General features: G+C 73.8%; 9 protein-coding genes. 4 read left to right on the top strand and 5 right to left on the bottom strand.

The window, feature by feature from the left end; genetic code table 11:
* Positions 1 to 8 precede the first annotated feature (8 nt).
* From BLW78_RS11380 to BLW78_RS11400, 5 genes are all read right to left on the bottom strand, one after another.
* Positions 9 to 962, bottom strand: coding sequence for a phosphatase PAP2 family protein (locus BLW78_RS11380; RefSeq protein WP_091679550.1), 954 nt, complete (start codon positions 960 to 962; stop codon positions 9 to 11).
* A gap of 74 nt (positions 963 to 1,036) precedes the next feature.
* Positions 1,037 to 2,083 carry an acyltransferase family protein gene (locus BLW78_RS11385; RefSeq protein ID WP_091679553.1) on the bottom strand — a complete coding sequence of 349 codons (1,047 nt, stop codon included), beginning with the start codon at positions 2,081 to 2,083 and terminating at the stop codon, positions 1,037 to 1,039.
* 133 nt (positions 2,084 to 2,216) lie between these two features.
* Entirely contained in the window at positions 2,217 to 2,720 is a 504-nt protein-coding gene (locus BLW78_RS11390) for a cupin domain-containing protein (RefSeq protein WP_020092621.1), read from the bottom strand.
* Positions 2,721 to 2,860: 140 nt separating this feature from the next.
* A complete protein-coding gene (locus BLW78_RS11395; RefSeq protein ID WP_091679555.1) occupies positions 2,861 to 4,393 on the bottom strand; it encodes a glycosyltransferase family 2 protein in 1,533 nt (510 codons plus the stop codon).
* Positions 4,394 to 4,412: 19 nt separating this feature from the next.
* Positions 4,413 to 7,559: a rhamnan synthesis F family protein gene (locus BLW78_RS11400; protein WP_091679558.1), complete on the bottom strand. Its 3,147-nt coding sequence runs from the start codon at positions 7,557 to 7,559 to the stop codon at positions 4,413 to 4,415.
* Between the two features lie 336 nt (positions 7,560 to 7,895).
* Between BLW78_RS11400 and BLW78_RS11405 the strand changes: the two genes are divergently transcribed.
* The 4 genes from BLW78_RS11405 to BLW78_RS11420 all read left to right on the top strand — a co-directional run bounded on the left by BLW78_RS11405 (position 7,896) and on the right by BLW78_RS11420 (position 15,060).
* Positions 7,896 to 8,900, top strand: a complete 1,005-nt coding sequence (locus tag BLW78_RS11405; protein ID WP_026604846.1) for an AAA family ATPase — start codon at positions 7,896 to 7,898, stop codon at positions 8,898 to 8,900.
* Positions 8,901 to 8,902: 2 nt separating this feature from the next.
* A complete protein-coding gene (locus BLW78_RS11410) occupies positions 8,903 to 9,814 on the top strand; it encodes a DUF58 domain-containing protein (protein WP_091679560.1) in 912 nt (303 codons plus the stop codon).
* A 7-nt stretch (positions 9,815 to 9,821) separates the two neighbouring features.
* Complete coding sequence (locus BLW78_RS11415; RefSeq protein WP_091679563.1) at positions 9,822 to 12,641, top strand: DUF4159 domain-containing protein; 2,820 nt, start codon at positions 9,822 to 9,824, stop codon at positions 12,639 to 12,641.
* Between the two features lie 337 nt (positions 12,642 to 12,978).
* Positions 12,979 to 15,060: a hypothetical protein gene (locus tag BLW78_RS11420; RefSeq protein ID WP_091679565.1), complete on the top strand. Its 2,082-nt coding sequence runs from the start codon at positions 12,979 to 12,981 to the stop codon at positions 15,058 to 15,060.
* Positions 15,061 to 15,124: the final 64 nt, after the last annotated feature.

The following is a 15,124-nucleotide window of genomic DNA, read 5'->3' on the forward strand; positions in this document are numbered from 1 at the left end:
CGCGCGCGTCAGGCCCGCCCGGGTGCGGGTCCGCCCTCGGGCGCTCCGGGACTGGGCGCGTCCGCGGCCCACCGCCGCCCGAGCGCCCGCGCGGCGCAGATCGCCAGGACGGCGATGACCAGCCCGGCGATCACGTCGACGAAGTAGTGGCCGCCGTCGATCGGCGTGGCGGCGATGAGGAGGACGTTGACGAGGAGGGCCGGGATCTGGGCCGCGCGCAGGTGCCAGAAGGCCCAGATGTAGAGGGCGCCCAGCGCCGCGTGGAAGCTCGGGAACGTGATGATGCCTTCGACGTGGTCGAGGGAGATCGTCCGGAGCGTGCCGTCGCGCAGGCCGGTCAGGTCCGCGACGTGGACGTAGGACGCGGCCGGGTGCAGGTTGGGGAAGTCCGCCAGGGACAGGCCCAGGTACACGAAGTTCGCCAGGGCCGGCGTCAGCGCGGAGATCAGGACCGTCACCGTGCCGGCGAGGGCGAAGGCCAGGACGAAGTCCCGCAGGGCCCGCAGCCGACCGCTGAAGCCCAGCAGGATGACCGCCAGCATGGTCTGCAGGATCAGGCTCCGGTAGGCCAGCGAGAGCGCCAGCCCGAGCCGCGGATTGCCGTCCACGAAGGCCAGGTAGGCGCGCCAGTCCAGTCCGAGCCGCCGGTCCCATGCGTCGAAGGTCGAATCCCAGAGCGGGCCGCCGGTGCTCGCGACCGTGTACGACAGCGCGGCCGCGCAGGCGCTGAAGGCGATGACCTGCGCCAGCGCGCTCAGCGTCGCGGCGATGCGCGGCTCGGGGCGGCGCGTGCGGTAGACCCGCGCAAGGGCCTCGAGTCCGCCGCAGGCCGCGAGGGTGACGAGGGCGCTGTCCCAGGCGAAGTGCAGCCCGGCGACCGCCATCCAGACGATCGTGGCGACCAGCGTGGCGGCGATGAGGGGCCACGCGCCGACGCCGCCGCGCGGGCGCTCAGCGAACATCGGGGCCCCTGGCGTGTGGCGCTGTCATCGAAGGTCTTGCGGCCGGAATGCCGGCGGATCGTCCCGCACAAGTCTTAAGGATCCGCCCCGGACAAGCCCGGCCGCGCGCGACGCCGGCGACCGGCGAGCCCGTCGACCAAGCCGTCGACCGCGCTGTCGACAACACTGTCGGCGGCCGCGCGGACGGCCCGGATCGGCCCGCGCAGCCCGCGAGCCGCGATCAGGTGCAGGGGCAGGCCGATTGCGGCGAGCAGCACCAGGCCGTCCCACCGGTCCCAGGCGGGCCAGTGCGGCGCCAGGAGGAGGAAGACGCCGCTGACGATGTAGAGTTCGAAGCTCGCCCGCCCCAGCAGGCCGGCCGCGGCGCGCGGCGGGCCGCGCAGCCGGCCGGCGACCGCCAGCGCGAACGCCGAGCCCGCCACCGCCGTCACGGCGAACAGCGCCGGGTCGCCGTAATGCCCGGTCGCGACGTGGACGAAGTTCCGCGGCGCGCAGAGCAGGAGCACGGCGAGGCCGCAGGCGCCGAGCAGCGCCGACACGTCGAACGCCCGTGGCCCGAGCCGCAGGCCCGCGACGTAGAACGGCAGGGCGCCCACGAGCGCGTGGACCTGCCAGTACGGGAACGCCCGCGCGCTGCAGGTCCATGACAGGGCCAGGGCGCCGCCCAGGACGATCCAGTAGCCGCCCGGGAAGGTCGCCGCGCGCGCCGCGGCGTCGATCACCCGTACAAGCCCCAGGGCGACCAGGAACCAGAGCACGCCCAGACCGAAGTCGCGGCCGCACAGCGCGTCGCCCAGCGCGTCCCCGGGCGACAGGGTGCCGGCGAGGGCCTGGGGCACCAGCGCGAGGGTGCCGAACGCCAGCGTCACCGCCACGAGCCGCAGCGCGGAGCGGCAGGCTTCGCCGAGACTCGCCTCGCCCTTGATCCGGTCCACCATCCCGCAGAGCAGGAAGAAGAACGGCATGTGGAAGGCGTAGATGACCCGCCAGACCGCGAGGGCCGGCCCCGGCTCGGGCCCCGACGGGCCGTAGAAGACGGGCTGCAGCAGGTGGCCGGAGAGGACCAGCAGCACGGCGAGACCGCGCGCGGCGTCGAGCTGCAGGTCGCGGGGTGGGGGCATCGGGTCGGTTCGCGGCGTCGGAGCGCCGATGATGCCGCGCCGAGCCTTAGCAAGCCGTGTCACCGGAGCGCGGGATTCAACCTAGATTACGCCTCGTCGGCGCGGCGCGGCGGATGCCGCCGGCGCCCGCGCCTCAGCCGGCGACGAGCGCCCGCGCCCGGCGCAGCCACCGCAGGGACGCCTCGACGAGGGTCGGGCTGCGGTGCTTGAGGATCGCCGATTTCAGGAGCGTCCTCGGCACCTCCCAGAGCTGGACGGACCCGACCGGGAAATGCGCCACGTCGCCCGGCGTCAGGTGGTGGCGGCTGCCGTCGGCGTCGGTGACGAAGACCTCGCCGTCGAGGATGGTGATGATCTCGTCGGCGTGGTGGGTCCAGCGGAACGTGCTGGCCGTGGTGCGCCACAGGTAGACCTGCGCGCTGCCGTCATGGGTCTGCGAGACCTCAGCGACCTCGGTGACGGGGTCGCCGGAGACGACCCAGTCCGCCGGGATCGGCGCCGGGGCGAAGGCGGCGCCGCCCGACCGGACCGCCGTGCTGGCGACGGGACGACCCCGCTCGTGCAGCCGGATCTCCGCCGCGAGGCCGACCAGGGCGAGGCCGACGAGGAGGGCGGCGGCGGTGAGCGGCTTCTTCACGTTGGGCTCCCCACCCCGGCGCGGACGGTTCCGTCCGCGCATCCGCCACGATGGGTAGAGGCTCGGACTGCCCCGTTCCAGGCCGCCGCGCCGAACTTCGCGCGTTTAGCTTAACCCGGGCGCGCCGGATCCGGGGCCGCTCAGGCGGCGTCCGCCCGGCGCTCCGAGATCCAGCGCGTCGCGTCGGCCCGCGGGGCGACCACGTCGGTGTCGATGCGCAGCTGCGGGCTGTAGGCCGGATCCTCCGCGATCACGTCGCCCCAGCGGCGCAGGAAGCGGGCGATCTGCGAGCCCGGCGCGAAGCTGGTCTGCCGCGAGGCGCTCTCGTGGTGCGCCAGCTCGGCGAAGGGCGTGTAGACGATGCGGTAGCCGAGCTGCCGCATCTTCAGGCACAGGTCGACGTCGTTGAAGTCGAGGGCGAAGCCCTCGTCGAAGCCGTTGACCGCCTCGAGCACCGCCTTGCGGGTGGCGAAGAGCGCCCCGGTCACCGCCGAGCAGTCGCGCTGCGTCAGCGCCCAGTCGCCGTAGGTCGGCTCAGCCGCGTCCCGGTTGTACCAGGGGTGGGCGAACACGTCGAAGATGCCGCCGGCCATGCCGGCATGCTGGATCTTGCCCGTGGGGAACAGCAGCCGGCCGCCGGCGCCGCCGACGCCGCGGTCCAGCGCGAAGGTCAGGAGCGCCTCGATCCAGCCGGGCCGGCGCACGACGAGGTCGTCGTTCATCAGGATGACGAGGTCGGTCTCGGCCGCGCGCCAGAGCGTGTTCATCTTGGCCGCGTAGTTGAACCGCTCGCCCGGAGCCCGGGTCGTCAGCAGGCGGGACACGGTGAAGCGGTCGGAGCGGCCGCGGTAGATCGCGTCGTCGGCCACGTCGTCGCCGATCAGCACGCGGATCTTGTCGGCCGGGTAGGTGCTGCGGCCGAGACTGTCGAGCAGGTTGATCACGTGGGGCTTGGCGCCCTCGACGGCGCGGCCCTGATCGTCCTTCGAGCGGCTCTGGTTGGTCGGCACGACCAGGGTCACGGCCGGCCGCGCGTCGAAGCTCCGGCGGATCTCCAGCGTGTCCGGGCTCAGCCCCGGGGCGGCGCGCAGGGGCATGCCGGAGGTCTCGAACCAGCGGTCGAGGGCGTGGGCGCGCGCCGTGCGCGTCGCCTTCGGGCGCTCCAGCGGCGAGGCGATCAGGGTCTGGGGGATCCGGTCGATGCCGATCCCCGCGGAGATCGTGCCGAGCAGGAATCGGAACCACGCGGCGCTGCCGTGGCGCAGGCCGAAATCGGGGCTCAGGCCGGCCAGGGCCGAGACGCGGATCAGCAGCGGGAAGCCGATATAGTCGTCGGCCATCAGGAGGGCCGGGTTGAAGGCCGGCTTGCAGTGGACACTGCGGACCTGGCCGGCGCCGTCCACCACGGCGTCGTCGCCGTAGAAGATGCCGATATCGGGCCGCTCCGCCAGCGCGCGCGTCAGGTGCGCCGCGAGGTCGGGGCGCAGCTCGGAGGCCGTGGGCGCGACGAAGATCGCCCGGCAGGCGGGGAACTGGCCGGAAGCGACCTGGGCGAGCCGGCGCTCGTCGAGGGGGCGGAACTGCCCGTCGAGGGGCAGCGGCAGGATCGCGTCCGGCCACGGGAGCGTGCCCCACGAGGCCGACGGGGTCGGGACCGGCTTCTTCTTCAACACGGGTCGCGTCTCCGGGGATTCAGGACCGTTCGGCGGCCAGGATGCGGGTCAGGCTCGCCTCCATGGCCCGCGCCACCGCGCCGATGGACAGGCGCTCGCGGATGCGCGCCCGGGCGGCGGCGCCGATCCGGGCCGCGTCGCCGCCGGTCACCGCCCGGGCGGCGTCGTTGAGGGCCCGGGTCAGGTCCGCCTCGTCCACCTGGCCCCACTCGGCGCCGCGCAGGTACGGGCCGTAGGTCTGGTCGAGGGCCGTGACCTCGGCCTTCACGGGGAAGCCGCAGGTGGCGTCGAGGAAGTCGCGGCAGCCGCCGTAATCGGTGGCGACCACGACCTTGCCCATCTCCATCGCCTCGGCGATCGTCAGGCCGAAGCCCTCCGAGGAGTGCGACGACGCGTAGACCGCGCAGAGATCGAACAGCGCGCCGAGCTCGTTCTGGGAGAGCGGCTGGTCGATCACCACGACGTCGCCGGACGTGCCCACGAGGTCGAGGAGCTTCTTGCCCTCCTCGGGCAGGTCGAACACGTGCTTGGTCTTGAGCACGAGCTGCCAGCCGGCCTGCCCGAGACCCGCCGCCCGGAAGGCCCGGATCAGCGCGTGCGGGTTCTTGCGGGCGAGGTAGCTGGAGCCGTCAAAGGCGTAGAGGATCACCCGCTTGGACGGGTCGATCGCGAAGGCCTTGCGCAGGTTCGCCTTGGCGGCGGCGCTCACCGGCTCGCCGGCCTCGTTCTCGACCACGTAGGGCACGACGTCGACCGGGATGTCGGTGATCTGCCGGAAGATCGCCGCGCAGAACTCCGTCGGGGCCCAGATCGCGTCGAGGCCGTCGACGGTCGGCAGCCAGCCGCCCGGCACGTGGGAGGTCTCCCAGACGAACAGCCCGATCTTCAGCCGCGCCTCGGCGGCGATCGCCCGCTGCCGGTCGCTCATCAGCGAGTGCCAACTGTCGCCGTTGAAATGCACCAGCGCGACGTCGGCGGGACCCGAGAAGGTCCGGGCCTGCCACGCCGGCGCCACCCGGGCGTGGACGTGGAACGGCCGCTCCATCGGGTGGACGTTCAGCGCGAAGGGGGTCCGATGCAGGGCGCGGGCGTAGCTCCGGGCCGCGACGCCGAGGCCGTTGGCGTAATTCATCGGCGAGACGTAGGCGACGCGCAGCGGCCGCTCCGGCGCCCGGGGCCGGCGCAGGTCGGCCCAGATCTTGGCGCCCGGATACGTGTAGGTCACGTCGAGCCGGTCGAGGTCGAAGCCGCGCTCGGCGATCGCCTCCCGCACCGCCGCCCCGCCGATCGCGGCGTGCTCGCCCAGCAGCGAGCGCTTCACGAACGGGAAGCCCTGGCTGAGCATGTTCTCCCAGTCGAACAGGGTGCGATTGTTGCGCGGGTCGTTGACCAGCGACATGTGCTTGTTCTGGGCCGAGAACAGGCTGCGCATGCCGAGCCCGGCCGCCCGCATCCGCTGCGAGAAGGTCAGCTCGTACTCGGTGATGACCGCGTTCTTGTCCGGCCAGTTCGCCACCGACAGGAGGAAGTGGTTGAACGCGTACGAGGACAGGCAGCGCCGCTTCAGGGCCAGGAAGAAGCTCTGGAGGTGGTGGCTATAGTAGAAATTGTCGGCGAGGCCGATCACCGCTTCCGGGAAGGCGTCGATCTTGGCGAGCAGGCCGGCGAAGTCGTCGCGGTCGAGGGGCCCGACGAGGCTGTCGTTGGCGAGGTAGAGCGTCTCGGAATCGAGGAGGTCGGTGTCCTCCAGGAGGACATGCGCCCAGGCGGCGAAGTCGAAGCCGCTGTTCTCACGCAGGTAGACCGAGGCGCAGAGATCCAGGATCGCCTGCGGCACGGCGTTCTTGTGCTGGTCGGCGGCGATGATCAGGACGAGGTCGGTCCCGTTCTCCGCGAACGCCCGCAGGTACGGCTCGACGTGGCCGCGGATCCGCCCCTCGGGGCAGTGGGTGATGAACAGGGCGGTGCGGCCGTGCCGCCGGGGCTCGCGCTTCAGGCAGGAGAGGCGCGCGTCGGAGGCTTCCGGCACCGCGGCCCCGGGGACGCGGCGGGTCAGGCGGCCCGCCTCCAGGCCGGTCGTGACGTAGTCGATCAGCGGGTTGAGGCCGAGCGCCGCGACCTTCGGGTAGCGGGCGCGGTACCAGGGCGCGTCGAAGCGCGGCGACGGGCTCGTCGTGCGGCCCCCGTCGGCGAGGAAATGCGCCAGCGGGTTCTGCCCCGCTGCGCCGTCGGCCGCGTCGTCTTCAAGGTAGGTCTCGGTGTACCAGCGCGTGGCGAACCAGGGCCCCGGGTCGAGGCCCTCGGCGGCGCCGTGCTCCAGGTAATGGACCAGCGGGTTGAGGCTGTCGGCCCGCACCGCGGCGGACTGGGCCGCGTACCAGTCGGGATCGAACAGCGGGTGGGGCGCGTAGCGGCGGTAGCCGCCGGCCATCACGTAGTGCTCCAGGGGCTCGAGCCCGCTGGTCTCGGCCTCGGGGCAGCGCTCGCGGTAGAACGCGGCGTCGAACAGGCCCGACCGCCGGATCAGGTCGACGTGCCGCGACAGGCCGGCGAACTCCTCCGGGTTGCGCAGGTAGCCCTGCTTCCGGCCGGTCTCGAAGAAGTGGCTCAGCGCGTTGCCGCCGGCCGCGCGGGCATCCGGATAGCGCGACAGGTACCAGGCGGTGTCGAACTCAGGCGACGGGTCGGTGTCGCTGCGCGACAGGAAGTCGGAGAACGCCCGGGCGCGGTGCTCCGCGCCGCCGAGGTAGCGCGTCGCGTACCAGTCCGGATCGAACAGCGGGTTGGGGCGGATGCCCGCCGCGGCGCCGCGGTCGAGGTAGTGGAGCAGCGGGTTGGTGCCCTCGGCCCGGAGGCCCGGGACGGAGTCGAGGTAGAGGTCGCCGTGGAAGAGCGGGTGCGGCCAGCGCCCCTCGCGCCCGCCGTGGACCGCGTAGTGCACCGCCGGATCGATCCCCTCGCCGACCACGTCGGGGTAGCGCCTCGCGTACCAGGCCGGGTCGAACAGGCCGGATTCTTTGACCGCGCGGACGAGGTCCGCCTGGCGGGGTTCGGTGCGGCGGCGGCCCTTGAGGCGCCGGGTCAGCGGGCGCGCGAGGGACTGCGCCGCGCCTGCGAGGCCGGCCTTCTCCGACGATCCGACGACGAACACATCTCGAAGGCGCATGGTCAGGTCCGGATACGCGGGAAGCCCGCAAAGCTGCCCACGCCGCGATCCGCGAGAGACATCAGAGGGTTCGGCCGGTCCGGCGGTCGCGGGTGAGGATCGCCCCGGCTTGGGCGCCTTCCTAAAGGTCCGGGTCGCCCACGCCAAGAGCGGGGCGGGATCGGCGTCCGACCCATCGCGGGCGGCTCCGGTCTCGGCGAGGGCGCCGGACGCCGCCAACGCGGCCGCGAACGGGCGTGCGGCGATCCCGACCTTGCCAGCCCGGCACCTGAAGCCCCACACTTGCGGGATTGGCCGGCGGGTCCCGCGGGGCCCGGGCAGGAGATGGATATCGGCATGACGCAGGGGATCAGCCCGGCCACCACCCTGGACGACGGCATCGTGGCGACGGCGGAGAGCTGCCTCGCCGATGTCGGCGCGGCGCGGGAGGCGATCCACGGGGTGATCTTCGGCCAGGAGAAAGTGGTCGATCTCGCACTCGTGACCATCCTGGCCGGCGGCCACGGCCTGCTGGTCGGCCTGCCGGGCCTCGCCAAGACCAAGCTGGTCGAGACGCTGGGCACGGTGCTGGGCCTCGACGCGCGGCGCGTGCAGTTCACGCCCGACCTGATGCCCTCCGACATCCTCGGCACCGAGATCCTGGAGGAGGACGCCGAGCGCCGCCGGGCCTTCCGGTTCGTGCAGGGGCCGGTCTTCACCCAGCTCCTGATGGCCGACGAGATCAACCGGGCGAGCCCGCGCACGCAGTCGGCGCTGCTGCAGGCCATGCAGGAGGGCCACGTCTCGGTGGCGGGCGCCCGCCACGACCTGCCGCGGCCGTTCCACGTGCTCGCCACCCAGAACCCGATCGAGCAGGAGGGCACCTATCCCCTGCCCGAGGCGCAGCTCGACCGCTTCCTCCTGGAGATCGACGTCGGCTACCCCGACCGCGCCGCCGAGCGGCGGATCCTGATCGAGACCACCGGCGTGGACGAGGCGCGCCCGCGGGCCGTGATGTCCACCGAGCAGCTGCTCACCGCCCAGCGCCTCGTGCGCCGGCTGCCGGTGGGCGAGGCCGTGGTCGAGGCGATCCTCGACCTCGTGCGCGCCGCCCGGCCGGACAGCGGCGACGCCATCGTGAAGGACAAGCTCCTCTGGGGGCCCGGCCCCCGCGCCAGCCAGGCGCTGACGCTCGCAGCCCGCGCCCGGGCGCTGATCGAGGGCCGGGTCGCGCCGTCGGTGGCCGACGTGAAGGCGCTCGCCGAGCCGGTGCTCAAGCACCGGATGGCGCTGAGCTACACCGCCCGCGCCGACGGCGAGACCATCGAGGGCCTGATCGCCAAGCTCGCGGAGAAGCTCTGACTTTGGTCGCGACGAACGCCCTCGACGCCGGCAGGCGCACCCCCGGCCGGCGCGAGAGCGAGGGCGCGACCGCCCTCTCCGACAAGATGCCCCGCCTCGTCCTGGAGGCGCGTCGCGTGTCGAGCCTGCTGGCCCACGGCCTCCACGGCCGCCGCCGCGCCGGGCCGGGCGAGAGCTTCTGGCAGTTCCGCCCCTTCGTCACCGGCGAGGCCGCGGCCCGCGTCGACTGGCGCCGCTCGGCCCGGGACGACCGGCTCTACGTCCGAGAGCGCGAATGGGAGGCGGCCCACAATATCTGGCTGTGGATCGACCGCTCGGCCTCGATGGGCTTCGTGTCGGACCTCGCCTCGGCCCCGAAGATCGAGCGCGCTCTGATCCTGGGCCTCGCCCTGGCCGACGCCTTCGTGGAGGGCGGCGAGCGGGTGGGCCTGCTCGGCCTGACCCGCGCGAGCGCCTCCCGCGGGATCGTCGAGCGCCTGGCCCAGGCGCTCGTGGCCGACACGGCCGGCCTCACCCAGGACCTGCCGCCCCGGGCCAGCCCCGCCCGCTTCGACGAGGTGGTGCTGATCGGCGACTTCCTGACCGAGCCCGACCGGATCGCGGCCTCCGTGCAGAGCCTCGCCGGCCGCGGCAGCCGCGGCCACCTCCTCATGGTGGCGGACCCGATCGAGGAGACCTTCCCGTTCACCGGCCAGGCCGTCCTGCACGATCTCGAGGGCGGCCTCAGTCTCGATATCGGCGACGCCGACGCCTGGGGCGCGCGCTACCGGGCCCGGATCGCCGAGCACCGGGCCGCGCTGGCGTCCATCGCCCGCGGACAGGGTTGGACGCTGACGATCCACCGCACCGACCGGCCGGCGAGCGAGGCGGCCCTGCGGCTCGCCACGCTGATCGCCGCCCGCGGCACCGAGTGAGGCCGCCATGCTGGGTCTGACCTTCGCGGCGCCGCTGGCGCTCGCCGCCCTGATCGGCCTGCCGGCCCTGTGGTTCCTGCTGCGGGTGACCCCGCCGCGCCCGCGCCGGATCAACTTCCCGCCGCTCAAGCTCGTCGCCGACCTGATCCCGCAGCGGCAGACCCCGGCGCGCACGCCGCCCTGGCTGCTGATCCTGCGGCTCCTGATCGCCGCCGCCCTGATCCTCGCGGTCGCGGGCCCGGTCTGGAACGCCGGGGGCGTGGGGGCCGGGGGCGGGCGCAGCGCGCTCCTCGTGCTCTTGGACAACGGCTTTCCCGCCGCCCACGACTGGCGCGACCGCCTGCGCGTCGCCACCGACGCCGTGGAGGGCGCCGCCCGGGACGGACGGCCCGTCGCGGTGATCGGCCTCGCCGACGCCCCCGCGGCCTTCGAGGCGAAGACGCCGGCCGCCGCCCTGGAGCGCCTGCGCGCCCTCGCGCCGCGCCCGATCCTCCCCGCCCGCGACGCGCATCTCGCGACGATCGAGACCTTCCTCGACAAGAACCGGGGCGCCGGCCTCGTCTGGATCAGCGACGGCGTCGCCGGCGCGGGCGACACGCGCTTCGCCAAGGGGCTCGCCGACCTCGCGGGCGACAGGGGCGCGGCCCTCACGGTGCTGCGGGCCGACAGGCCGCCGGCCCTCGCCCTCACCGCCACCGAGAATGCCGGCAAGCTCGTGACCCACGTCCTGCGGGCGGCGCCGAACGGGCGCGACGCGGGCGTGATCCGGGCGCTCGACCAGAAGGGCCTCCCGCTCGCCGAGCGCGACTTCGCCTTCGGGGCCGACGCCACCGAGGCGGACGCGACCTTCGAGATGCCGGTGGAGCTGCGCAACAGCATCAGCCGGCTGGAGATCGCGGGCGAGCGCTCGGCCGGCGCCGTGGTGCTGCAGGACGAGCGCGGCAAGCGCCGCCGGGTCGGGCTCGTGTTCGGCGGCACCCTCGACCAGGCGCAGCCTCTCCTGGCGCCGACCTACTACCTGTCGCGGGCGCTCCAGCCCTTCGCGGACGTGCAGGAGCCGCGGGGCGCCAAGGGCACGGCGGACTCGATCAACCAGCTCCTCGACAATCAGGTCTCGGTCCTCGTGCTGGCCGATGTCGGCGCGCTCGACGAGAAGACCACCGCGCGGATCGAGAGCTTCGTGAAGGACGGCGGGATGCTGCTGCGCTTCGCTGGCCCGCGGCTCGCCGCCGGCAACGACCCGCTGGTGCCGGTGCGGCTGCGGCGGGGCGGCCGGACCCTCGGCGGCACGCTCTCCTGGGACAGCCCCAAGACCCTGGCCCCCTTCCCGCCCGAGAGCCCCTTCGCGGGCCTGACGCCGCCGGCCGATATCGGCGTGCGCCGCCAGATCCTGGCCGAGCCGGACGGCGACCTGCCGAGCCGGACCTGGGCGTCGCTCCAGGACGGCACGCCGATCGTCACCGCGCAGAAGCGCGGCCAGGGCACGATCGTGCTGTTCCACGTCACCGCCGACACCACGTGGTCCAACCTGCCGCTCTCCGGCCTGTTCATCGACATGCTCCGGCGCGTGGTGGCGCTGGCCGGCGCCGCGGCGCCGGTCCAGGGGGACGCGACGCGGGCCGCCGCCCCGGTGCTCGCGCCGCGGGTGACCCTCGATGGCTTCGGCGCGCTGGGATCGCCCCCGGCCTCGGCCACCGCGGTGTCGGCCGACTACGCCGACCGGGCGAACCTCGAACATCCGCCGGGCTTCTACGGCCCGCCGGACGGAGGCATCAGCGTGAACGCCCTGAAACCGGATGACCGGCTGAAGCCCCTCGACACCGCCGCGCTCGAGGGCGCCCGGTTCGGGTCCCTCGCCGGCGCCGAGACCCTGGACCTGCGGCCGAGCCTGTTCACCCTGGCGCTGCTGCTGCTGGCGCTCGACACCCTGGCGGGGCTGTGGCTCGGCGGCTTCCTGCGCCGCGGCGGTCTGGCGGCCCGCCTGCGCGGCCGGCCGGCCGTGCTGGCCCTCGCCGGCCTCGTCCTGCTCGCCGCCCTGCCGGCGCGCCCGGTCCGCGCGGAGGAGCCGCCGGCCAACCGGCCGAACGGCATCGAGTCGGCGCTGGTCACGCGCCTCGCCTACGTGATCACGGGCGACGCCGCCGTCGACGAGGCGAGCCGCACCGGCCTCACCGGCCTGACCCAGATGCTGGCCGCGCGCACCGCGCTGGAGCCGGGCGAGCCGGCCGGGATCGATCCGGCGAAGGACGAGCTGGCCTTCTACCCGCTGATCTACTGGCCGATCGCCCCGAACCGGCCACAGCCCTCGGACGTCGCGATCCGCAAGATCGACGCGTTCATGCGCAACGGTGGCACGGTCCTGTTCGACACCCGCGACGCGCTCACCGCGCGGCCGGGCGGGCCGCCCACCCCGGAAGGAGCCTATCTCCGGAAGATGCTGGCGACGCTCGAGGTGCCGGAACTGGAGCCGGTGCCCCTCGACCACGTGCTGACCAAGGCCTTCTACCTCGTGGACAGCTTCCCCGGCCGCTACGCCACGGGCCAGACCTGGGTGGAGGCGCTGCCGCCCGCCGCCGAGGGCGCCGAGCGCCGCCCGGCCCGCGCCGGCGACGGCGTGAGCCCGATCATCATCACCGGCAACGACCTCGCCGCCGCCTGGGCGGTGGGGCGCCGGGGCGAGCCGCTCTACCCGGTCGTGGGCGGCGACCAGCGCCAGCGCGAGATGGCGTTCCGGGGCGGCGTGAACATCGTGATGTACACGCTCACCGGCAACTACAAGGCGGATCAAGTCCACGTGCCCGCGCTGCTGGAGCGGCTGGGGCAGTGATGATGGGTTCGGACACGCGGCGCGAGGCCGCATCCTCTCCCCGCGCGGCGCGCCTGCCGATCCGAAGCGGGCGCGCGGTGATGCGGCGGCTGCATAGGGCGCGGATTCCCTTTCCCGTGCGGGAGAGGGACAGGGTGAGGGGTGAGACCTGTCCGGACGTGGCGCGCGCTGTCGGCACATCGACGGCGTGCTCGATCCTGAAGCGTATCGTCCCTCACCCCATCCCTCTCCCGCACAGGAGAGGGAGCCCGTCGCGCTCGCCCGGGCCGTTGTGTGAACGGAGCGGCGCCCAGCACGAAACGCGGCCTCGCCTCACGGATCCGGAGCGCTCCGCCCCATGCTGAGCCTCAGCTTCACGCCCCTCTTGCCCTGGCCGGCCATCGCGGTCTTCGGCGCGATCGTCGCCGTCCTGGCGGTGTTCGCCGTCCTGGCCCGGGGCCGCACCGCGCTGCTGCGCGTCCTCGTCCTCGCCCTGGTGCTGGCGGCGCTCACCAACCCGGCGCTGGTGCGCGAAGACCGCGAGCCCGTGAAGGACGTCGCCGCCATCGTGGTTGACCGGTCCGGGTCCCAGCAGCTCGGCGACCGGCCGCAGATGACCGACGCGGTCCGCGCCGAGTTGCAGCGCCGGTTCGGTGCGCTCACCGATATCGAGCCCCGCTTCATCGACGTGCCCGATTCCAAGGACGGCGACGACGGCACCAAGCTGTTCACGGCCCTGAGCCAGGCGCTGGCCGACGTCCCGCCGGAGCGCCTCGCCGGGATCGTGATGCTCACCGACGGCGTGGTGCACGACATCCCGTCCTCGCTGGCGCAGCTCGGCATCAAGGCGCCGCTCCACGTCCTCGTCACGGGACACCCGGACGAGCGCGACCGGCAGATCAAGCTCCTGGAGGCGCCCCGCTTCGGCATCGTCGGCAAGGACCTGACGATCCGCGCCGAGGTCATGGAGCGCGGCGGCACCGGCCACGCCGTCGTCACGGTGCGCCGCGACGGTGAGGAGATCGGCCGGCGGGACGTCGCCACCGACAAGCCGTTCGCCCTCAACCTGCGCATCGAGCACGGCGGCCCGAACGTGGTGGAGATCGAGGTCGAGCCGCTGCCGGGCGAGCTCACCACGGTCAACAACCGGGCGGTCCTACCGATCGAGGGCATCCGCGAGAAGCTCCGGGTGCTGCTCGTCTCCGGCGAGCCGCACCAGGGCGAGCGCACCTGGCGCAACCTCCTGAAGTCGGACGCCAACGTCGACCTCGTCCACTTCACCATCCTGCGGCCGCCGGAGAAGCAGGACGGCACGCCGATCTCGGAACTCTCCCTGATCGCCTTCCCGACGCGCGAGCTGTTCGTCCAGAAGATCAAGGACTTCGACCTGATCATCTTCGACCGCTACGCCAATCAGAGCGTGCTGCCGCAGGCCTATTTCGACAACATCGTCCGCTACGTCCGCGAGGGCGGCGCCCTGCTGATCGCCGCCGGACCCGAATTCGCCGGACCGGCCAGCCTCGCCCGCACCCGGCTCGCCGGCATCCTGCCCGGCGACCCCGACGGCCGGGTCGTTGAGAAGCCCTACAAGGCGACGCCGACGCAGGTCGGCCAGCGCCACCCGGTGACCCGCGCCTTGCCGGGCTCGGACGCGAACCCGCCCGCCTGGGGCGACTGGCTGCGCATCGTCGAGGCCCGGACCCGGCCGGGAATCCAGCCGATCCTGTCGGGGGCCGAGGGCCTGCCGCTGCTCGCTCTGTCGCGCGAGGACAAGGGCCGCGTCGCCCTGCTCCTGTCCGACCACGCCTGGCTCTGGGCGCGGGGCTACCAGGAGGGCGGCCCCTATCTCGACCTGCTGCGCCGCCTCGGCCACTGGCTGATGAAGGAGCCGGCCCTGGAGGAGGAGGCGCTGCGCGCCCAGACCACCGGGCGCGGCCGCGAGGTGCGGGTCGAGCGCCAGACGATGGCGGACCAGGCCGAGCCGGTCACAGTGACGGGCCCCACCGGCAAGGTGACGACGCTGACGCTCAAGCCCCAGGAGCCCGGCCTGTTCACCGCGACCTTCGACGCGGAGACCCTGGGCCTGCACACCCTGCGGTCGGGCAACCTCGTGGCCTTCGTCAGCGTCGGGCCGGCCAACCCGCGCGAGCTCGCCGACGTGTTCAGCGACACCGAGCGCCTGAAGGCCGCGGCCGACGGGTCGGGCGGCTCGGTCCGCCGGGTCGCCGAGTCGGGCGGCATCCAGGTGCCGCGCCTCGCGCTGGTGCGCGGCGGCCGCCTCGCCGGCAGCGACTGGATCGGCTTCCGGCCGAGCGACAGCGCCAACATCCGCGGCGTTGAGGTCTACCCGCTGGCGCTCGGCCTCGCGGCGCTGGCCGCGCTGGCGGCCGCCCTGCTCGCCATGTGGCTGGTCGAGGGCCGGCGGGGGCGGGCGGCGTGACGCGGACTTGCGGCTGGGCGCGCCTTCGGACCCGTGCGGCCCTGTGCGCTCCCGCATGGTCGAC

It is taken from the genome of Methylobacterium sp. 275MFSha3.1 (assembly GCF_900108435.1).
Classification (GTDB): Bacteria; Pseudomonadota; Alphaproteobacteria; order Rhizobiales; family Beijerinckiaceae; genus Methylobacterium.

Bases quoted from the DNA above. Each gene is read 5' to 3' on its own strand.
- BLW78_RS11380 (WP_091679550.1), bottom strand. From the start codon at position 962: ATGTTCGCTGAGCGCCCGCGCGGCGGCGTCGGCGCGTGGCCCCTCATC.
- BLW78_RS11385 (WP_091679553.1), bottom strand. From the start codon at position 2,083: ATGCCCCCACCCCGCGACCTGCAGCTCGACGCCGCGCGCGGTCTCGCC.
- BLW78_RS11400 (WP_091679558.1), bottom strand. From the start codon at position 7,559: ATGCGCCTTCGAGATGTGTTCGTCGTCGGATCGTCGGAGAAGGCCGGC.
- BLW78_RS11405 (WP_026604846.1), top strand. From the start codon at position 7,896: ATGACGCAGGGGATCAGCCCGGCCACCACCCTGGACGACGGCATCGTG.
- BLW78_RS11415 (WP_091679563.1), top strand. From the start codon at position 9,822: ATGCTGGGTCTGACCTTCGCGGCGCCGCTGGCGCTCGCCGCCCTGATC.
- BLW78_RS11420 (WP_091679565.1), top strand. From the start codon at position 12,979: ATGCTGAGCCTCAGCTTCACGCCCCTCTTGCCCTGGCCGGCCATCGCG.